This is a genomic window from Agreia sp. (assembly GCF_964263775.1).
In the GTDB taxonomy this organism is placed as follows: domain Bacteria; phylum Actinomycetota; class Actinomycetes; order Actinomycetales; family Microbacteriaceae; genus Agreia.
Genome location: NZ_CAXVWM010000101.1, coordinates 1 through 19,855 on the forward strand (window position 1 = coordinate 1; position 19,855 = coordinate 19,855).

Annotated in this window: 20 protein-coding genes and 1 tRNA gene; 6 read left to right on the forward strand and 15 right to left on the reverse strand. The window is 67.2% G+C overall.

The features are described 5' to 3' along the window. The first annotated feature begins 217 nt into the window (after positions 1 to 217). A complete protein-coding gene (locus ACE5CZ_RS07850) occupies positions 218 to 679 on the forward strand; it encodes a hypothetical protein (protein ID WP_374946772.1) in 462 nt (153 codons plus the stop codon). Positions 680 to 1,004: 325 nt separating this feature from the next. On the opposite strand, the gene ACE5CZ_RS07855 is transcribed toward ACE5CZ_RS07850, so the two are convergent. The 4 genes from ACE5CZ_RS07855 to galU form a co-directional block, all read right to left on the reverse strand. Then, a tRNA-Ala gene (locus ACE5CZ_RS07855) sits at positions 1,005 to 1,080 on the reverse strand. A 58-nt stretch (positions 1,081 to 1,138) separates the two neighbouring features. Then, positions 1,139 to 2,032, reverse strand: a complete 894-nt coding sequence (locus ACE5CZ_RS07860) for a hypothetical protein (RefSeq protein WP_374946773.1) — start codon at positions 2,030 to 2,032, stop codon at positions 1,139 to 1,141. A gap of 84 nt (positions 2,033 to 2,116) precedes the next feature. Next, positions 2,117 to 2,770 (reverse strand): GNAT family N-acetyltransferase, encoded by a 654-nt coding sequence (locus ACE5CZ_RS07865; protein WP_374946774.1) that lies wholly within the window; start codon positions 2,768 to 2,770, stop codon positions 2,117 to 2,119. Positions 2,771 to 2,818: 48 nt separating this feature from the next. Beyond that, positions 2,819 to 3,709, reverse strand: coding sequence for a UTP--glucose-1-phosphate uridylyltransferase GalU (gene galU / locus ACE5CZ_RS07870; RefSeq protein WP_374946775.1), 891 nt, complete (start codon positions 3,707 to 3,709; stop codon positions 2,819 to 2,821). 85 nt (positions 3,710 to 3,794) lie between these two features. On the opposite strand from galU, the gene ACE5CZ_RS07875 reads away from it, so the two are divergent. Genes ACE5CZ_RS07875 through mscL form a run of 3 tightly spaced genes read left to right on the forward strand, consistent with a single transcriptional unit; the run spans position 3,795 to position 5,249 of the window. Continuing rightward, positions 3,795 to 4,373 carry a 5-formyltetrahydrofolate cyclo-ligase gene (locus tag ACE5CZ_RS07875; RefSeq protein ID WP_374946776.1) on the forward strand — a complete coding sequence of 193 codons (579 nt, stop codon included), beginning with the start codon at positions 3,795 to 3,797 and terminating at the stop codon, positions 4,371 to 4,373. A 49-nt stretch (positions 4,374 to 4,422) separates the two neighbouring features. Further along, the gene (locus ACE5CZ_RS07880) at positions 4,423 to 4,773 is read left to right on the forward strand and encodes an FmdB family zinc ribbon protein (protein WP_374946777.1); all 351 of its coding nucleotides are present in this window, start codon (positions 4,423 to 4,425) and stop codon (positions 4,771 to 4,773) included. Positions 4,774 to 4,817: 44 nt separating this feature from the next. Then, the gene (gene mscL / locus ACE5CZ_RS07885; RefSeq protein WP_374946778.1) at positions 4,818 to 5,249 is read left to right on the forward strand and encodes a large-conductance mechanosensitive channel protein MscL; all 432 of its coding nucleotides are present in this window, start codon (positions 4,818 to 4,820) and stop codon (positions 5,247 to 5,249) included. Between the two features lie 22 nt (positions 5,250 to 5,271). On the opposite strand, the gene ACE5CZ_RS07890 is transcribed toward mscL, so the two are convergent. From ACE5CZ_RS07890 to ACE5CZ_RS07940, 11 genes are all read right to left on the reverse strand, one after another. Continuing rightward, positions 5,272 to 5,508: a hypothetical protein gene (locus ACE5CZ_RS07890; RefSeq protein WP_374946779.1), complete on the reverse strand. Its 237-nt coding sequence runs from the start codon at positions 5,506 to 5,508 to the stop codon at positions 5,272 to 5,274. Between the two features lie 9 nt (positions 5,509 to 5,517). Continuing rightward, positions 5,518 to 9,306, reverse strand: coding sequence for an AAA family ATPase (locus tag ACE5CZ_RS07895; protein ID WP_374946780.1), 3,789 nt, complete (start codon positions 9,304 to 9,306; stop codon positions 5,518 to 5,520). Positions 9,307 to 9,441: 135 nt separating this feature from the next. Beyond that, positions 9,442 to 10,143, reverse strand: coding sequence for a glycosyltransferase (locus ACE5CZ_RS07900; protein WP_374946781.1), 702 nt, complete (start codon positions 10,141 to 10,143; stop codon positions 9,442 to 9,444). Next, positions 10,140 to 11,516 carry a PIG-L family deacetylase gene (locus ACE5CZ_RS07905; RefSeq protein ID WP_374946782.1) on the reverse strand — a complete coding sequence of 459 codons (1,377 nt, stop codon included), beginning with the start codon at positions 11,514 to 11,516 and terminating at the stop codon, positions 10,140 to 10,142. Before ACE5CZ_RS07905 ends, ACE5CZ_RS07900 begins: the two co-directional genes overlap by 4 nt. Next, on the reverse strand, positions 11,510 to 12,511 hold the full coding sequence (locus tag ACE5CZ_RS07910) for an acyl-CoA dehydrogenase (RefSeq protein WP_374946783.1): 1,002 nt from the start codon (positions 12,509 to 12,511) through the stop codon (positions 11,510 to 11,512). The genes ACE5CZ_RS07905 and ACE5CZ_RS07910 overlap by 7 nt, the downstream gene beginning before the upstream one ends. Positions 12,512 to 12,624: 113 nt before the next feature. Beyond that, a complete protein-coding gene (locus ACE5CZ_RS07915) occupies positions 12,625 to 12,798 on the reverse strand; it encodes a CsbD family protein (protein ID WP_374946784.1) in 174 nt (57 codons plus the stop codon). Positions 12,799 to 12,918: 120 nt separating this feature from the next. Further along, on the reverse strand, positions 12,919 to 13,140 hold the full coding sequence (locus ACE5CZ_RS07920) for a hypothetical protein (protein ID WP_374946785.1): 222 nt from the start codon (positions 13,138 to 13,140) through the stop codon (positions 12,919 to 12,921). Between the two features lie 127 nt (positions 13,141 to 13,267). After that, a complete protein-coding gene (locus tag ACE5CZ_RS07925) occupies positions 13,268 to 13,717 on the reverse strand; it encodes a pilus assembly protein CpaE (RefSeq protein WP_374946786.1) in 450 nt (149 codons plus the stop codon). Positions 13,718 to 13,791: 74 nt separating this feature from the next. Beyond that, the gene (locus ACE5CZ_RS07930; RefSeq protein WP_374946787.1) at positions 13,792 to 14,592 is read right to left on the reverse strand and encodes an amino acid ABC transporter ATP-binding protein; all 801 of its coding nucleotides are present in this window, start codon (positions 14,590 to 14,592) and stop codon (positions 13,792 to 13,794) included. Further along, positions 14,579 to 15,247: an amino acid ABC transporter permease gene (locus ACE5CZ_RS07935; RefSeq protein WP_374946788.1), complete on the reverse strand. Its 669-nt coding sequence runs from the start codon at positions 15,245 to 15,247 to the stop codon at positions 14,579 to 14,581. The genes ACE5CZ_RS07930 and ACE5CZ_RS07935 overlap by 14 nt, the downstream gene beginning before the upstream one ends. A 53-nt stretch (positions 15,248 to 15,300) precedes the next feature. Beyond that, the gene (locus ACE5CZ_RS07940; protein ID WP_374946789.1) at positions 15,301 to 16,125 is read right to left on the reverse strand and encodes an amino acid ABC transporter substrate-binding protein; all 825 of its coding nucleotides are present in this window, start codon (positions 16,123 to 16,125) and stop codon (positions 15,301 to 15,303) included. 212 nt (positions 16,126 to 16,337) lie between these two features. On the opposite strand from ACE5CZ_RS07940, the gene cofG reads away from it, so the two are divergent. Next, positions 16,338 to 18,788, forward strand: a complete 2,451-nt coding sequence (gene cofG, locus ACE5CZ_RS07945) for a 7,8-didemethyl-8-hydroxy-5-deazariboflavin synthase CofG (protein WP_374946790.1) — start codon at positions 16,338 to 16,340, stop codon at positions 18,786 to 18,788. Continuing rightward, the coding region (locus ACE5CZ_RS07950) for an NAD(P)-binding protein (RefSeq protein ID WP_374946791.1) at positions 18,785 to 19,855 on the forward strand (1,071 nt) is incomplete at its 3' end. The genes cofG and ACE5CZ_RS07950, both read left to right, overlap by 4 nt.

The following is a 19,855-nucleotide window of genomic DNA, read 5'->3' on the forward strand; positions in this document are numbered from 1 at the left end:
CAGCTTCAGCTAAGCCACGAACTGGATTCTTGTTGGGTTTTTGTCGAAGTGCCTACGGCCCTTGAGGCGATCCCTGTTCGGGGGCTGCACACAGCGCCCCCAACGATACCGTTGACGTATGGGATCAGCACGACCGCTCAACAAGTTCTTCAAGCCGCTCGGCGCCGGTGCGTTCGAGGTCACGGACTTCAAACGCAAGGAAAGATTCGGGGGCAGTGTGGTCGGCGTTCGAATCGTCTTCCCGTACGTACGCCACGCCCGCGAGTGGTCCACCGATGACTTCGGCGTCTGGCTCTCGAGCCCGACGGAGGGTGATCGCCAGATCGACGGGAACGCCGCAGCATGGATGTCCGCAAAGAACCTGACCGAAATTCCGGTTCTCAAAAGCGAAATCATCCAGATGGTCGGTGTCGCCGAGCTGATCGAGCTCCTGGCCGACCTCCACTGGCAGCTGACGTCTGGCGTATCGATCTTGCAGCCCACCAATCCCGACATCCTCAGGATTCACTACGTCAACGTTTTGAATTTTCTCGCAGTCGTCGTGCCCGCCGGCCTACACGGGCCATACACGCAGTCAACGAAGGACCTCGCATTCGCGAACCTGCAGGGCATTCACCGCGATTTCATACGAGACCGGCAGAAGGCCGAGCCAGGCCGTTGGGGACAACCGGTCGCGTGACAACGACTCCGCCACCCCACCTAAGGGGAGGCTAGCTCCGGACTATCCGATCGCGGACACCCTCTGGCCGGGGGGATGCTTGGTCGCGATCAATGGCGTGGCCATCTCCGTGAGGCTGATACCGGCTCAGTTCGGTCTTGGTGGCTTCGCGCTGCGTGGGGCCGTAGCCAAAAGAGCTGAGGCCTTATGATCTCACCCAGCCGCTGCGGTCCAGCTACGACGAGTCGGAATCCAATTCCTGTCACATTCCTGCTGTGATGCCGCTGCGGCATAAGGCCTTACACAGAAGAAGCCCCGGCTTCCCGGGGCTTCTCGCGTGCTGTTCTGGTGGAGCATAGGAGATTCGAACTCCTGACCTCTTCGATGCGAACGAAGCGCGCTACCAACTGCGCCAATGCCCCGGAACTGCCTTGGAAGACTATCACGACCGCGGCAGCGACTTCGAACCGAACGGACCGCTCAGCCGGCCCTGCGGCGGGCGAGAACCTCGTCGAGGTCGATGCCGGAACGATCGGCGGTGTCGACAATGCCCATGGATGCGAAACGGCTGGGCGCGCGAGGCGATGCCGGTTCGGCGACGGGGGCGAGCGGCAGCTCGATGGGCGCGACTGCGGGCCCGGCGGAGGCCGCGGCGCGCAGGGCGTTCTCGGCATCCGATGCGGCCCGACGAAGATCGGCCTCGATCTCGAGAGACACCTCGCGGGCGACCGACGGCAGCGCGGTCGACAGACCAGGGGCGGGCACCCGTGCTGCGTAGAGAGGTTTCGGAAGCGGGATGGGAGTCCATTCGCTGGCAGCGACGGGCTCGATGACCTGCAGCGGCTCGGCCTCGAGGAACGACTCTGAGTGATCGACCAGGGTCTGGTCGTGGACGGTGAGCGTCGGCGCCGGAAGCCGCAGGCCGCGACCCGCGCGGGCGAGCTTGCCCAGCATCACGACGCAGAGCGAGGCGACGGACGCTCCGATGGCGACGACGACCCAGGCGCCGGCAAGGGCGACTTGAAAGCCGGCGAGCACGGCGACCGATACCGAGAGGAGGAGGATCGCGGTGGTCACGGCGCGCGAGCGTTTGATGCGGGCAGCGATGAGAACGGCCACGGGCGTGGCGTCTTGCGAGACCTGGCGCAGAAAGCGCTGCTGCTCGGCGACACTGCGCGCCGTCGTTGCCACACGGATCTCGTCGGGCACCTCGCTCGTCTCGGCGAGGATGCGCAGCGTCTGCTGCAGGCGCACGGCGTTGCGTTCGGTCGCGAGGTACTCGCGGCGGCGAGACCAGGTGGGCATGAAGTAGATGAGCCACAGCCCCGCTGCGACAGCGATGATGAAGCCCCCGCCCAGCCAGTCCGTTGTCATGGCTCTACGGTATGAGAGCGGGGGCGGGTTGGCGGCGTCTGGCCACGTGTGTCGCGAACACCCGCGAGCCAATTTCGTGTCGGGTCAGCGAGGAACGGTGTGGATTGCGTGCTCGGCGGCCTGCCTGTCGAGGAGCGGCACGGTGCCCTCGCCGTCGGGAACCTGCCCGTCTCGCCACCGCCGCAGCACGCCGACCGGCAGCTCTTCGGCCACCAGCGCGAAGCAGAAGTGGTCGCGCCAGTCGCCATTGATGTGGATGAATCTGCGGCGCAGTCCTTCGTAGCGGTAGCCCAGCTTCTCGACGACCCGGAGGCTCGGCGCGTTCTCGGGCCGGATGCAGATCTCGAGGCGGTGAAGCCCGACCTGGAAGAACGCGTAGTCGGATGCCAGGGCGACCGCCGTCGGGGTGATGTTCTTGCCCGCGAAGCGCTCTGACACCCAGTAGCCGATACTCGCCGACGACACCGAGCCGTAGCTGATCGACGACACGTTGAGCTGCCCGGCGATCTCACCGTTGTACTCGATCAAGAACGGCAGGCCGTAACCGGCTCGCGCGTTGCTTTGCAGCGATCGGATGCTCGCCCTGGTATCGAAGGACATCGGCCCGTGCGGGTTGCTCGCCTCCCACTTGCGCAGCCAGCCGCGGTTCTCCAGGAGCTCACGTTCGAGCGCCCGCGCATCCCGCACTCGAATGGGGCGAAGCACGATCGATCCGTCGGACAGGGTGGGAACAAACATCGGCGGTGACAGTCATTCCTTCTGCGCGGTGGGAGATCTTCGGCGCTGCTACAGGCCCTTGGCGTACTCCTTGAGCCAGGGTCGCAGGTCGCCGCCCAGGTCTTCGCGATCGCTCGCGAGCTGGATGATGGCCTTAATGTAGTCGAGCTTGTCACCGGTATCGTACCGGCGGCCACGGAAGACGACTCCGTAGACGCCGCCCGCGATCGAGGCGTCTGCCGCAAGCGTTTCGAGCGCGTCGGTGAGCTGAATCTCGTTTCCCTTGCCGGGCTGGGTCTCTTCGAGCACGTCGAAGACCTCGGGCTGCAGAACGTAGCGGCCGATGACGGCGTAGTTCGACGGCGCGTCTTCTGCGGAGGGCTTCTCGACCAGGCCCGTGATGCGCACCACGTCTTCTTCATCGGTCTTCTCGACGGACGCCACGCCGTACATGTGCACCACGGAGGGGTCGACTTCGAGGAGCGCGACGACGGTCGTGGTGCGCCTCTCGGCAACCTCGATCATGCGCGAAAGCAGGTCGTCGCGTGCGTCGATCAGGTCGTCGCCGAGGAGAACGGCGAAAGGCTGGTGGCCGACGTGCATGCGGGCTCGGAGGACGGCGTGACCGAGGCCGCGAGGGTCGCCCTGGCGAACGTAGTGCATCTCGGCCAGCGCGGTGGCCTCGTTGACCATGCGCAGCTTGTTGCCGTCACCCTTCGACTCGAGAGTCGCCTCCAGCTCGGTGACGCGGTCGAAGTGGTTGGCCAGGGCGTGCTTGTTGCGACCCGTGACGACGAGGATGTCGTCGAGCCCGGCCTTGACCGCCTCTTCGACCACATACTGGATAGCCGGCTTGTCGACGACCGGAAGCATCTCTTTGGGCAGAGCCTTCGTGGCGGGTAGGAAGCGAGTGCCCAGTCCGGCGGCAGGAATGACGGCTTTGGTGATCTTGATGCCCATACGGATAAGGCTATCCAATGCCGAGCGATGGATGCGCCGGCTTGCGAAACACGGCCGATGCATCCGTGCAACTAAAATCTCTTAGATGGTCACCGACCCGAGCAATATCAAACGTGCGCTGAGAGCCGAGCTGCGAGAACGGCGACGCACACGCACGTCCGTCGAACGGGCATCCGCCACCGAGGGTTTCACCCGCACCCTGCAGAAGCTGGTGACCGACACGGGCGCCACGTTTATCTCGTGTTACCTGTCGGCCACCCACGAGCCGAATACCCGGGAGTTCGTGAAGTGGGCGCAGGCGAACGGCATTCGCACGCTTTTTCCGATCGCGCGCGAAGACGGCCTGCTCGACTGGACCCACGGCGACGGCGAGTCCGAGACGCACGGGCTCTTCGGAATGCCCGAGCCCGTCGGCGAGATTCTCGGCCCGATGGTCATCAACGACGTCGACCTCATCATCATTCCGGCCGCGGCGGTCGACGCCTCCGGGGTCAGGCTGGGCTGGGGTCGTGGATACTTTGACAAGACGTTGGGCAGCATGCAGAAGTGCCCGCCCGTCTACGCCGTGATCTTCGACGACGAGCTTCTCGACTCCGTTCCTCGCGAGATCCATGACCAGCCCGTCGACGGAGTCGTCACCCCCACGCAGATTCATAGGTTCTAGCCCGCGCCGCTCGGCTCGTCGTTCCCCCGTTTTTCAAGGAGTCTTTTTCGTGCCCACCTATTCGTACCGCTGCACCGAGTGCACGAACGCCTTCGATATCCACCAGGCCTTCACCGACGACTCCCTTACCGTCTGCCCCGTCTGCGGAGGAACGCTGCGCAAGGTCTTCTCAGCGGTCGGTGTCACCTTCAACGGATCCGGCTTCTACCGCACCGACTCACGAGCGGCAGACAAGGCGAGCACCTCCGGCGGTTCCGGCGGCTCGGGCAAGACGAGCGGATCGGGCGAATCGTCGCCTTCCTCGAAGCCCGCGGCGCCCTCGACCCCGGCGACCTCCACAGGATCGAGCGGCTCGTCGTCGAACTCGTCGAGCGGCTCGTCGAGCGGCTCAGCCAAGTAACACCGATAGACGACTTCAGTACGCGTTCTCAGAGGGGCACCACCATGTTCAAGGGATTCAAGGAGTTCGTACTCCGAGGAAACGTCATCGACCTGGCGGTCGCCGTCGTCATCGGGGCGGCATTCACCGCCGTCGTGAACTCGATCGTCGAGAACGTCATCACTCCGATTCTGGGCGCCTTCGGTGGCGCAGAAAACCTCGTCGGCGCATTCCCGATCGAGATCGGCGCAGGAACGATTCAGCTCGGCACCGTACTGGCTGCCATCATCCAGTTTCTCATCGTCGCCGTGGTCGTGTACTTCGTCTTCGTACTGCCGATCAACCACCTCAAGAAGGTGGCGTTCATGAAGAAGCAGCAGCCCACTCCCGCCGAAACCGTCAGGACTCCTCCCACCGAGGCCGAGCTGCTGACCGAGATCCGCGACCTGCTCGCAAAACAGCAGGCTTCGTCGTCAGCACCCACTCCCCGCGCCTGACCCGGTCGTCACGCCGGCGTGCTCACCAGTGCGGCGGCTTCTCGAGCTTCAGCCTGTCGTCGTTCTTGTCACTGCCGCGCGGTGACGGATCGCCCCACGAGGCATCCGTGTCTTCCTCGGCCTTCTCGGGGGCCGAGCCATCGGCTCGCTGGGGTGTCGGATCCGACCCGGGCACGGCATCCGTCGTCACCCGCCGGCGACCTGTGCGACGCACCGTCGGCTCGGGCTGGGAACCGGCCTCGTTCGTCTCGTTCGGCACCTCGAGAGCCTAGCGGGAGAACGGAAGCGGTGCCGTCTCGTCGGTGCTGTGAGCCATGGGCTGCCTGTCGACAGCCTTGAGCTCGCGCACGCCGATGACCTGGGCGATGCGCGCAGCCACGGCCTCAGGGTCGCTGAACAGCTCGAAGCTGTGCACCCTCAGGTAGTGCCAGCCCAGTCGTCTCAGCATGTCGGGGCGCAGGCGAAGAGACTCCCGCAGGCTCGACGCGTGCACGACCGAGTCGGTCTCGATCGCTATTGCTCGACCGTCGTGAGACGCCACCAGGGTGAGCTTGCCGCGGTGTTCGAACGCCACGTCGAGGCCGCGCGATCCGAGTCTGCGGGCCAGGTCGATGAGCAGCGCGTCGCCCGGGCTCGAGAACGTGTCGGGGCTCGGCCCCGACTCGACCTCGGTCAGAATCTGGCGCAACGCCACGACGCCGTGGGCCATGCGCTCCTCGTCGATGTCGTGCGGGTGGAAGCAGCTGACGATGTCCATCGAGCGTCGCGCGCGGGTCATGCCCACGGCGAGCAGTCGTTCGCCGCCGGCGCGGCCCAGTGCGCCGAAGTTCGTGAGAACCCGGCCATGGGTGGTCTTGCCGTAGCCCACCGAGAAGATGACGCGGTCGCGGCTCTGCGCCACCGACTGGTCGAGCGTGGCGACCATGAACGGCTCGGCACGGTCTTTCAGAATGAAGTCGCTCAGGTCGCTGCGCTTGGCGAAGGCAGACAGCACGGCCTGTTGAACACGAACGGCGTGCCGCGGGCTGGCCGTGATGACCATCAGCGATTCGTCGGGGTAGTGAATGGCGTGATCGAGCACCAGCGCCACGACACGATCGACCTCGTCGTCGACGCTCTCGACGGCTCCGGTCTCGGCATCGGGCATACCGCCACGGCCCTCGACATAGTGCAGGGCCAGGCTGCCGTGTCCGAGGAACGTGCCGGCCCAGGGTAGCGAGTCGATCTTTCCGCCGTAGAAGCGGTGGTTCACGAGCTCGGCCAGGTCTTCGCCGCCCGCCCTGTAGCTGCGGGTGAGTGACAGGGTCGGAACGAGCTCGGCGAGACGGGCCAGCGCCGATTCGGCGTGCAGTTCGTCGACGAATTGCTCGGCTCGGGCACGGTTCGACGACTCGGGCACCGCAGCGATGGCGATGTCGAAGCGCGACGGAGTCTGGGTGACCGGGTCGCCGAAGGCCACGACCTGGCGACCCCGGCGGATTGCGCCGACATTCTCTGCCAGCGTCGTTGCTCCGGCGTCGACCAGAATCACCGTGTCGAAGTGCAGGGAGTCGGAGATCTCGGCTATCTCGTAGGGAGAGGCCAGCCACACGGGAGCGAGTACCCGCCCGAGGTGAGGGGCGGCCTCGTGGAGTCGTTGCGAGTCGACGCCGTCGGTGCGCAGGATCGTCTTGAGCGCTGTCGCCTCTTCGGGATGATCGACGAGGCCGACGCTCCACGTCTCGGCGAGTTGCCACGCAAGCAGCGCTCCGCTGGCCGAAGCATGCGCCTCGTCGACGAGCCGGAAGTCGGCCTCGAGACGATCGAGCACCGATGTGTTCGCGCCGAGCAGGGCCCGGTCGTTGGCCAGCATCAGTTCGAGCACCGACTGCCACCAGGCGAGCTCGAGTTCGTCGGCGACGGCGCTCTCGGGCACGTGCCGCTGCGACAGGTCTGTGAGCAGCGGATCGAGCGAGTGCTCGCGCAGCGTGTCGAGCAGGGCCGTGCGCTCCTGCAGGTTCGCGAGCACCTCGGAATCGGCGGCCAGGCCGTCGACCAGTGACACGAGCTCGTCGATGGGCAGGCTCGACAGCTGTCGGGCCGTGCCGACAGAGCCCAGGGGCAGGTCGAGCTGGGCGAGGTCTTCTGTGACTCGCTGGTAGGCGATCTGAACGTCGGCGATGCCGATGGGAATTTCCGGCGGGATGCCGGCTGCGGCGAAACGGTACCAGAGGGTGCGCTGCTGCTGGATGTGCTTGAGGGCCTCGTTGAGGTCTCCGATATGCACACCGGGGCGCACGTACTCACGCGCGAGGCCGCGCAACCTCCGCCGACTCGTCGACGACAGCTGCGGCGAGTCGCGACGGTTCGACGTGGCCGCGATGATCTCGGTGAGCGACCTGTCGAAGACCACGGGAAGGAACTTGTCGAGCGTCTCCCGCAGGTCGAGGAGCAGCCGCAAGTAGATGCCGAGCTCGGTGAGCGTCGCGAAAGGCCGCATGCGGGTCTGGCCGATCAACTCCCACGCGCCCGAGAGCAACGTGGGCAGGTCGGTCTGGTGCAGCTTCTTGGCGAGCCGGTGCGCGCCGTGGGCATCGTCTGATGAGGCGAACGCCGCGCCGTACCACGGCGAGTCGTCTGGCCCGTAGCGGAACTCGCCCAGGGCTGCGGCCTTGCTCAACGTCTTCGCCGCTTTCACCCGACCGGATGCGAGCCCCTCGAGCGCATGCCTGTCGAGGCGCGCCTTGGTGGCGGGCGGCGTCTGCAGGAGTTCGAGGCGTGCGAGCTCGCGAAGCGCATCCAGAACCGAGACCTTGAGAACGGGGTCGACCCGCCCGAGCGAACTGCGGTAGTCGAGCAGCACACCGCGCAGGCGCACGAGCGCCTCGTCGACGTCGGCGACGTGGGGCTGCCGGGCCTTCTCATTGCGGCCGATCGAAGAGATCAGGTCGCGCCGCAGGGTTCGTGGCGAGACCGCGACGCCCGGAAGCCCGACGTCGGTGAGGCGCCTCGCGATGCCTTTCAGGCTGAGTCGACGCGGGCTCACCACGAGCACACGCTTGTTCTGCGCGATAAGCGCGCCGACGGCGTTGACGATCGTCTGCGTTCCGCCCGTTCCGGGCAGCGTCTTCACTACGAGTGAGTTGCCGGCGCCGATCTGGGCGATGACGTTCTCTTGTTCCGGGTCGGCGTCGAGAAGGAGCGTGTCTGTGGAGGGCGGGCGTTGGTCTTGCGGGGTGGCGTCGACGGGGTGGTAGCCGTCTTGCACGCCGCGGCGGGCTGTGACGTTGCCCGCGAGTGCGTCGAGAACCGGATGCGCGAGGTCGCCGGCATCGTCGACCAGCGCGTGGCTCACATCGGCGAAGGTGGAGACGGCGAGCCGGGGGCTGACGCTGAACCACGCGAGCTGCGAGGTGAGGCCACGCAGTTGGTCGATGACCGGCTGCGGCTTGAAGACGCCGTTGTTGACCGCGAGGGCGACGAGCGCGTCGGCATCGAGTTCGATCTGGAACTGCTCGGACAGGGCGCGCACGAGCTCGGGATTGACCACGGGGCCGCCGCGCAGTTTGAGCTCGAAGTCGCGTCCGTAGCGGCGCACCGACACGGGGCGCAGCAGCACGGGGGCACTGAACGACTCCTGCTCGAGCCGCCACTCCGCGAATCCGATGCCCAGGTTGACGGCATCGATGCCGCGCACGCTGCGCAGCTCGACACCCTTGTCTGTTATCGCGGCGGCGGCGAGGCGTGCGGTGCGCAGTGCAAGCTCGTCGCGGATCAGGCTGCTGAGAAGGGTGGCGTTGCCGGTGATGAACTGCGCGAGCCCGCCCGGATGGGTTGCCGACAGGTCTATGCGGTTTCGGGGGGAGTCGTCGAAGTGGATGAGCGGCGATGCTCCACCGACCCGGCTGAGGTCGTCGCGCCATCGTTCGCGATTGGGTTCGACCCGGCTCTCGCTCGTGAGGTTGGTGAGGGGCCGACCGTCTTTTTCAGGCACGGTCTGGCTACCCCGGGCCGACGAGTCGTCGTCGGCGGCAGATCGAACTGCGTCTGCATCTAGTTTCTTATCAGCGCGCCACACACGGTCACCATAAGCTCGCCACGCCCGAAAACCTGGCATCTGCGAGGGGTTTCGCTTCTTTTATCGGGATTCTGCCACTATCGCCCCGCGTTCGTACGACTTGTCCCTCGAAACCGGCACGCGCAGGGGGCGGAGCTATCCGGCGATCGCGCGGAGGACATCCGAATAGCCGTCGGGCGCGCGACCGAGCAACCGCGACGACGTGAGCACGGCGGCGCGCCCCGTGCTGGCCACAGAAAGCCCGAGGGCCTCGATCGCTGCGACCAGTTTCACGTCTTCGCCGGTCGCCACCGCGGCGAATCCTCCGACGGCGATGTAGTGATCGGCTCGCACTCCGAGGTTGGCTCCGTGCACGTTGCGATGGCTTTCGCGCAGCGGGTGCCGCAGAAGGTAGTGCGCGAGCTGTTCGGCGTCGAGCCCCTCCTGGTCGGGGCGAACGGCGCCGAGCAGCACCGCGTGACCGGCCTCAGCGGCCTCGAGCTGAACGCCCAACCAGTCCGGTGGCACGGCCGAGTCCGCATCGGTATTCGAAATCCAGACCTCGTGCCGCGGCACATCTGAGGCCGCGAGCACCGTGTCGATTCCTCGCGCGCGCGCCGCGCCTACCCTGCCGGCCGAACTGACCACCGCATCGACGCGTGCGTAACGAGCGACGATGTCGGTCGTGTCATCGAGGCATCTGTCGAGCACGACGATGATGCGCACGTCGGGACAGTCCGTCGTGCGCGTTCGCAGCTGCGTGAGGGCTGCCTCGAGGGCGTCGAGGCAGCGGGCCATCGTCTTCTGCTCGTCGCGGGCCGGCACGACGACCACGAGTTGCCGGATGCGGGTCGTCACACGAGCCCCTCCGCCGAGGCGACCGACACGCCGCCCGGGCTCCCGAAGACATCGAGGAGAAAGTCGTCATCGTCGTACCCGCCGAGCCGAACGAGGCCGGCTGCGTGTCGGAAAGCGTCCTGCACCGCGTCGCCGCGCATCGGGTAGTCGCTCACGGGGTGCCTCCAGTGGCACGCGATCACCGTGCCCCCGGCATTCAGGCTCGTGGCGCATTTTCGCACGAGCTCATCGAGACGATCGGGCGACAGGTAGTAGCCGACCTCGGACACCACGATCAGGTCGAACTTCTCGTCGGGCCACTCCTGGGGAAGAGCGCGTCGCTCGAACCGAACGCCCGGTCGATCCCCAAGACGCGTGCGGGCCACGTCGAGGGGAGCTTCGGCGATGTCAGTGGCCAACAGCGCGTCGACGTGGTCTGCGAGCTCGGCCGTCATCACCCCGATCGAGCAGCCCACCTCCAGCGCCGAGGCGAAGCGCCGCCGCGGGAGTGCTGCGAGAGTGAGGGCGCGCTTGCGTTCCTCATACCAGCGCGTCTCGAACCCCCACGGGTCGGCGCGGCCCTCGTAGAAGTCATCGAAGTACCCCTGGGCCAACGAGTCGGTCGACTGCTCCGCCGAGGATGTGTCGCCGACGAAGAATGTTTCGAAATTCCGAAGGAAGTGCGCGGCGAACGCCGACGAGATGACCGCCTCGTCTCCCGGCGCGTCGGACAGCGGCTTCAGCTGGCTGCGATGCCGTTCGAGGGCCGCGGCCTTCGCGACGCCGACGTCGCTGTCGAGCGGCAGGGTTCGAATCCGCTCCCACGGCCAGTTCGGCGAGTCGGGCGCTGCCCAGTGCCAGCCCCAGATCGGGTATTCCAGGAGGGTGGAGCCGGTGGCCTGGGCCACCTCGGCGGCGGCCTCACCCGCGGCCGTGTGATCCGGATGCCCGTCGGCGCGCCAGGGCGATGCGATCAGCACCCCGGCTCGGCCGGCTACCTCGGTTTCGATCGCCCGGGTCACCTCCTCGATCTGCTGGCGAAGCGCGCCGTCGCGAAGGCCGAGCAGCCGCACGCCGGCTCCCGGTGCGAGCGTGTCGATGGCGTGCACGACCTCGACGCGGCGCACAGCCGACAGTCGCTCGGGCGAGAAGCTCGGTGACCGCGGATGCGAGTGCTCGCCCGAGGTGGCCACGATCACGGTCACGGGGATGCCGGCCGCGTGCGCCATGGCTATGAGGCCACCGGCACCGAGCGACTCGTCGTCAGGGTGCGCCGCGACGACCACCAGCAGCGTGACACCGTCGAGAGTCACCCGCGGAATGCCGGCCCAGTTCGCGGCGGCCAGCCAGGCGGAGTTCGCCGTGCCCGCGTCGCGGTGGTCGAAGCTCACCATGGCCGATGCTCCTCGAGGATGCGACGGCCGAGCGACGCCTCATCACGTTCGGCGTGATGCTGTCGTACATAGAGTTCGAGGTCGGCCACCCGTCGAGCGTGCTCTGGCTCGAGCGCCAGCGGCGCCGGTCCGAGGGAATGCGCGACTCGGCGAAGCACGTCTTCGACCACGGAGGCGACGAGAATTCGCGTGCGCGCGGTCAGGAGCCGACCGTCTGTTCCCCCCGCACGGCCCTCGTCGATGAGGCGCCCGGCATCCGCCACCACGACCCGCGCGGCCCACAGCTGGGCATCGACGGCGCCGAGGTGCATGAGCGCGATCTGGTCCGGCTGCCGGTTCGTCGTCTGCGCGCCCGCCCAGAGCCGGCGGGCGAGCCCTTCCGCGCCTCCGAGCCAGCATGCCGCGACGCCGATGCCTCCCCAGGCGAACCCGGGCCTGTCGAGATACCAGTCGTCGACTCCCACGGCAGAGGCGGCGACGTGCGCGAAGTCGACCGAGCCGCTCGGCACGCCCCGCAACCCCAACGCCGCCCACTCGCCATCGCGCACGGCGACGCCGGGGCCCCGAAGATCGACCTCGAACAGTCGGCGGTGGCCATCTTTCGTGTGAGCCGTCACCACGGCGCGGTCGAGCAGTTGGGCGAGCGAGCACCACGGCTTGGTGCCAGTGAGCTCGAACCCTCCGTCTGTCTCGACCGCGTCAAGGCGTACGCCCGAACCCTCCGCGGCGAAGACGCCCCAGCTGCCCGTCTGCGCGTGGCGACCGGCCTCGGCCACGATGGCACGGGCATCCAGATGCGCCTCGACGACCCTGGCCGCCGTGAGGTCTGACCTGCCGAGCGCGATCAACAGTGCGAACAGGGCCGGGGTCTCGCCGGAGCCCGGCCGCGGCGTGTTCTCGCCGATCGCGACGGCGAGGTCGATGGCCCGGCGCGCATCGCCCGCGACCCCGGCGGCCTTCTCGGCCCAGAATCCTATGGAATCAGCGTCGGTCACCCGATACTCCCTGCTTTCACGGCGTACGTCATCCACCCACAAAAATGCCGAGGCACCTGTGGCACCCCGGCATTTCTTGCGGCCGCGCGTCAGCCCTTGGCTGCGCGAAATCGTCAGTGCTTGAAAGCGTCTTTGACGTTCTCTCCGGCCTTGCGGGCATCGGCGCCCACCTGGTCGGTCTTGCCCTCGGCTTCGAGTCGCTCGTCGTCGGTAGCCTTGCCGGTCGCCTCTTTGGCCTTACCGGCCACGTCGGCTGCAGCGTTCTTGATCTTGTCGTCGAGTCCCATGGCATCCACCTTTCGTCAGCCGAAATCCCTATGAGTGTCGGCTCGCTTTCGAAGCTACGCCTCGTGCGTGCTCGAACGAGGGGGCTTGTGATGCCCCTAGCGATCGGTTAGGCGCAGGCGTTAGTTGGGAACTTCGCCGGGCGCGTCGCCGACCAGTTCGTAGGAGACTGGCTCGGGCGTGACGGGAATCACGAGTTTCCAGACACGCTCCTGGGCCTCGCCGTCGACGTCGAAGATCTCCACGATGTTCTCCCGGGGCTTTCCGTCGACGAATTGCTCGACGGTCTCCTTGTCTTCCGAGAGCCCTCCTGATTGAAGCAGTGCACGATACGTGTCAGCCATGGAATCTAACCCCTTTGTCGACTCCGGAAACGGTTCCCGGTTGACCTCAGTTTCATGGATCGGGCCGCTCCGCGTCCACCCTTTCGAAGGCGCGCGGGAAAATGTGCACGCAGCGGGCAGGGCGCGGTCAGGCCGCTGCGGCGCTGGATGCCGCCACGAGCGTCAGCACGGCCCGCCCGTAGGCATCGGCAGGATCCGAGGCGGTGTGGCTCGAGTGCTCGCTTCGAAAGACGATGTCGACGCGATACTCGGGGGCAGCGTCGAGTGAGGTCTCCCGCCGAACGAGCGAACGAAAGGCCCCGCGGAGCATGTCGCGGAGTTGGTCTTCGCGCGGCAGCCAAAGGGCCTCGTGCAGGTCGACCGAGTCGAGTGCCCACTCGGTCGTGCCGTTGAACCCGAGGATGGTTCCCGTGGGATAGTGCTGCGCCTCGATGGTCATGTCACTGACGGTGAACACCTCGGCATCGAGCGCCTCGGGATCGAAGGCGGGGGTGTCGATCGTGAACCGGTCCCCCGAGACCGGCTTCCACACCAGGCCCGCGTCACGCAGTGCCCGGGCGAGTTCGACGGTGATCATGCAGCCATTATCTCCCGGGAAGCTGCGCGGCGGCTCGAACTCCACCGTTGCCGTCGGCTCGTCGGTCGGCGCACCTACCGGTCGAGCAGCCGGTGCAGGAATTGCCGGGTGCGCGCCTCACGCGGGTTCTGCAGCACCTCCGACGGCGGCCCGGACTCGACCACCACTCCGCCGTCCATGAAGACGATCGTGTCGGCGACGTGAGACGCGAATGTGAGCTCGTGCGTCACGAGCACCATCGTCCACCCCTCGGTCGCGAGTTCGCGGATGACGTCGAGCACATCGCCGACGAGCTCGGGGTCGAGCGCCGATGTGGGCTCGTCGAAGAGCAGCAGCTGCGGCTTCAGCGCCAGGGCACGAACGATGCCCACCCGCTGCTGCTGCCCGCCCGACAGCTCGAACGGATACGCATCGGCCTTCGCGCCGAGACCGACGCGCTTGAGCAGCGCGCGGGCATCCGCCGTCGCCTCGGCCTTCGGCCGTTTCTGCACCTGCACCGGGCCTTCGATGATGTTCTCGAGAACGGTGCGATGCGGAAACAGATTGAACTGCTGGAAGACCATGGCGGAACGGTCTCGCAATGACGCGAGCTGACTCTTGCCCGGAGCCTGCGAGAAATCGACCGCCGCCCGGCCCGCGAACTCGACGGTTCCCCCCTCGGGAACCTCGAGGCCGTTGAGCGAGCGCAACACCGTGGTCTTGCCCGACCCCGACGGTCCGATCAGCGCCACCACGCTGCCGCGCGGCACCGTGAGATCGATCGACTTCAGAACCTCGACGTCGCCGAAGCTCTTGCGCAGGCCACGGGCGACGAGCAGGGGCGCCTCGATCGAGTCGTCTGCCCGCGCGGGGGCGAGGGGATCAGTGGGCGACATAGCGATCCAGTCTCTTCTCGAGTACGGACTGGGCGCTCGAGAGCACGAGGCAGATCACCCAGTAGACGACGGCCGCTTCGATGTACAGCGCCATGAACTCCTGGCTGAACGCCGCGATCTCTTGCGCCTGTCTGAAAAGCTCGGTCACGAGGATGAGGGAGGCGAGTGAGGTGTCTTTGACGAGGCTGATGAACGTGTTCGACAGGGGCGGAACAGAGACGCGCGCGGCCTGCGGCAGGATCACGCGGACGAGGGTCTGCGCGCGCGACATGCCGATGGTGTACCCGGCCTCCCACTGGCCTTTGGGCACAGACAGGATCGCCGCGCGGATGACCTCGGCGGCGTAGCCGCCCACGTTGAGCGAGAAGGCGATGATGGCACTCGGCCACGGATCGACCAGGATGCCGATGGATGGCAGACCGTAGAAGATCACGAACAGCTGCACCAGCAGGGGCGTGCCCCGGATGATCGACACGTAGATTCGGGCGATGCCCGACACAACACGGATGCGCGACAGGCGCATCAGCGCGATTCCGAGAGCGATGACCAGCCCGAGGGCGAACGACATGAGCGCCAGCGGGATGGTGCCGGTGACGGCTCCCCCGATGATCGGCAGCAACGACCTCAGCAGCAGATCCCACAGCGATTCGGTCATGCCTCAGTCCTCGCCCAGGGGGGTGTCATCGATCGACCTGCTTCGTGCCGACCCTACTGAGTGACGTCGCTGCCGAAGTACGTGTTCGAGATCTCGGCGAGCGTTCCGTCTGCGCGCAGTTCGTCGAGTGCCTTGTCGACGGCCTCCTGCAGTTCGGTGTTGCCCTTGGTGAAGACGAACGCGTTGAGCGAAGGGTCATCGGTCTCGGCCGCGATCCTGAGGCCGGTGTCGCCCTTCTGCTTCTCGTAGTCGAGGAAGGTGAGGTTGTCGTTGACGGTGGCGTCGACGCGGCCCTGCTCGAGCAGCGCCACAGCCTGGGCCCATCCTTCGACGGCCTCGACGTTGGCGCCGTTCTCTTGCGCCAGCGCGTACCAGTTGCTGGTGAGCGACTGTGCGGTGGTCTTGCCCGACAGGTCGGCGAACGAGGTGATGTCGGCGTTGTCGTCTTTCACGATGATGACGCCGGGGCTCACCGTGTAGGGCTCGGAGAAGTCGTACTTGGCCGTGCGCTCGTCGTTGATCGAGACCTGGTTGGCGATCACGTCGAAGCGTCCCGCCTCGAGACCGGCGAAGATCGCGTCCCACTGCGTCTCTTCGAACTTCACGTCGACGCCGAGCTTGTCGGCGACGGCCGTGATGATCTCGACGTCGTAGCCTGTCAGGTCGCCGGTGCCGTCTTCGTGAAAGGTGAACGGCTTGTAGGTTCCTTCGGTTCCGACCGTGAGTACGCCGCTCTCCTGGATCGCGGCCAGCGAATTGGCCTTCACCTTGCCTTCGCTCGTCGAATCGTCGGTTGTCGACGCGGGGCTGGCGCACGCGCCCAGGGCGAGGGTCGCAGCGGCGAGCGAGATGAGTGCGACGAGGGAGGAGCGTTTCACGAGTGGTCCTTTGCTGTGGGGATGACGCCTTCAGGGTAGCCAGCGCACGGCACCTCCCGAAAATTCCGTGACGCCCCGTGACGCGGGCGCACGAAAAGTGCGCAGAAGTGCGCGCGTATAGTTGGGTTCAATCAGCGTGCGGGCCTGGATTTGGGCTCAGCGGCACTCCGTCGAGTGCCCGTCCCCGTTCTCCTCCCCGCAGAAAGATGTTGATGACAGACGTTTCCCCCCGTCGCGCGACCACCGAGATTCTGGATGCGCTTGGCCGCCTCGAGAGCGACGCTCCGGTGTCGCAGGCCGATGCCGAGGCGCTCTTCTCCGCGCGCGGCGACGAGCTCGAGCGACTGCTCGCCGTGGCGACCCGGCTGCGTGACGACGGGCTCGACAGGTCTGGTCGCACGGGCATCATCACCTATTCGAAGAAGGTGTTCATCCCGGTCACGCACCTGTGCCAAGACCGCTGCCACTACTGCATCTTCGTCGAGACACCCGGCAAGCTGGCCACCACGGGCAAGCCCGTCTACATGTCGCCCGACGAGATTCTCGAGGTCGCCCGCGCGGGCGCGGCCGTCGGGTGCAAAGAGGCGTTGTTCACTCTGGGCGACCGGCCCGAGAACCGCTGGCCCGTCGCGCGCGAGTGGCTGGATGCCCATGGCTACTCGTCGACTCTCGATTACATCAGGGCCATGGCGATTCTCGTGCTCGAGGAGACCGGGCTCCTTCCCCACGTGAATCCGGGAGTCATGTCGTGGAGCGAGCTGCAGGCCTTGCGCCCCGCGGCTCCCTCGATGGGCATGATGCTCGAGACCACCGCCACTCGTCTCTGGTCAGAGAAGGGCGGTGTGCACTACGGCTCCCCCGACAAGGATCCTGCGCTGCGGCTGCGCGTGCTCGACGACGCCGGCCGGTCGAAGGTTCCGTTCACCACGGGTGTTCTGCTCGGCATCGGCGAGAACGACGCCGAGCGTGCCGAGGCGCTCTTCGAGATTCGCGCCTCGCACGAGCGGCACGGGCACATTCAGGAGACGATCATGCAGAACTTTCGGGCGAAGCCGCGCACGGCCATGCAGAACGAGGTCGACCTCGCGCTTCAGGAGTACGTCGCCGCCGTGGCCGTGGCCCGGGTCGTCATGGGCCCGGATGCGACGATCCAGGCTCCCCCCAACCTCACCGACGCCCACGAACTCGGCCTGCTGCTTCGCGCCGGCATCGACGACTGGGGCGGTGTGAGTCCGCTCACCGCCGACCACGTCAACCCGGAGCGTCCGTGGCCGGAGCTCGACAGCCTCGCGGCGCTGACGAGAGCCGCCGGATTCGAGCTGCGCGAGCGATTGACCGCGCATCCGCAGTTCGTGCGCGACCCCGAGCGCTGGATCGACGCGCGCATCCGTCCGCACGTCGACGCTCTGGCGGCCCCCTCCGGCCTCGCCGACGAAGAGGCCCCGGTGATCGGCCGACCATGGCCCCGGCGCCCGCTGAGCCCCCGTTCCCTGAACTCGTCGAAGGGCAGCCCCGCGACCGGTGCCCTCGTGGTCGCCTCGAACGACCCTGCCACCCTCGTTGACGCTCAGTACCTCGATCTGCTCGACGCCACGGGCGACGATCTCGACGCCCTGACCTCGTTGGCCGACGACATCCGCTTCGACGCCGTCGGAGACGAGGTGACGTTCGTGATCAACCGCAACATCGACTCCTCTCTCTATGGGCTCGACACCGACGCCGGCCTGAACCTCGACGCCATCGTCGAGCTCGCAGACGAGGCGACTTCGCTCGGAGCCACGGAACTCTGCATCCAGGGCGCGATTCCCGCGCACATGCCTCCAACCGCATACCTCGATATCGTGCGCGCTATCCGGGCCAGGCAGCCCGGCCTGCACCTGCACGCGTACCGTCCAACCGAGATCGCCGACGGGGCGCGTCGTCTCGGCCTCTCGCTCGATGACTACCTGGCAGCTCTGCGCGAGGCCGGCGTCGACAGCGTTCCGGGAACGGGCGCACGCATCCTCGACGACGGCGTGCGACGCATTCTCAGCGAGGGCGGCGATCCGCCCGCTTCCGAGTGGATCGCGTCGATGGCAGCGGCCCACCGGGCGGGACTGCGCTCGACCGCCACCATGGTCTACGGGCACGTCGAGACGCCTGCCCAGCAGCTGGCGCACCTGCGTGCGCTCGCGCGCCTGCATGACGAGACGGGCGGCTTCACCGAGTTCATCCCGATGCCCTACGTGCGACTGGATGCCCCGGCGCAGGTCGCGCGGGTCGCCGGCCCGGGCCCGGATGCGCGCCAGACCCGCGCGGTGCACGCGGTCGCGCGATTGCTGCTCGCAGGGCGCATCGATCACGTTCAGGCTGCGTGGACGAAGCTGGGACTCGCCGAGAGCCAGTCGGTGCTGCGCGGCGGCGTCGACGACCTGGGCGGCCTGCTCCTCGACGGCACGGCGATACCCGAGGCCGGGGCCGAGGCGCACCGCTCGCTGACCATCCGCGACCTCGAGCGCACGGCCGCCGAGATCGGGCGGGGCGTACGACAGCGCACCACGAGCTACGGGTCTCCGAGCAGCGAGCAGCTCGCGTTCGCGCGCCGGGCGGATGCGCCGCCCGCCACCCGGCTGCAGCTTTCGATCTCGGAGCGTCGCGCGCTGCTCGAACGGCCTCGACCATGACGATGCACGACGTCGCGCGGCCGGCACTCCGGGAGCCTGGCGCGGCCTCCCGTTCATCACCGCGGCGGTCGACCGTCGTCGTGCTGCACGGGCCAAACGGCGGGAGCGCAGAAGACTTCGCCTTTCTACAGCCCGTGCTGGCGCGCGCCCGCGATGTGCTGATGGTCGAAATTCCTGATGCGTCGAGCCGTCACGTCGTCGAATGGAACACGGCGCTCGCCGATGCCGGTGACGACGTCACCGCCCTGGCCATCGGAGGTCACTACGACGAGGCGATCAGGGCATCGCGCACCACCGCGCACCTTGTTCGCATCGCCGTCATCGACCCCGAGATCACCGGCGATGAGCACGACGCCGGGCGCACCCCCGTTCTCCTGCTGGTGTCGGGTGAGCGGCTCGGCGATGTGCGTCAGACGCTCGCCGAGCGTCCGGCCCTGATCTTGAGCCTCATCGAGGACTTCATCGACGGTCGGCCCGAGGCCGACACCGACACAGGCGCCGAGGCCGACACTGGCCCCGAGGCCGGCACGGACACCGACACACCGGAGTTGCGCCGGCCCCGCGACGCGACCCGGACGCATATCGCGGCCACGGGCATCCGAGATGCGACCGACGCGACGCGCCCTGCCGCACTCACCGAGATCGATACCGTGATCGTGGGCGCCGGATTCGCGGGCCTGGGCGCGGGCATCCGTCTGGCGCGGCGGGGTGACGCATCGTTTGTGATCCTCGAACGGGCCGGCGACGTAGGCGGCACGTGGCGCGACAACGTCTACCCCGGCGTCGCCTGCGACATCCCCGCTCACCTGTACGCGTTCTCGTTCCTGCCGAACCCGAACTGGTCGAGCTTCTTCGCGAGCGGACGCGAGATCCACACCTATCTTCAGGATGCCGTGCGATCCGAGGGACTTCGTCCACACCTGCGTCTCGGCGTCGACGTGCGCGATCTGCGCTGGCGCGCCGACGACAGCCGATGGCACGTGAGCACGAGCTCGGGCGACTACCTCTGCCGCACGCTCATCGTCGCCGCCGGTCGGCTGTCGGATTCGCGCATGCCCGAGGTGCCC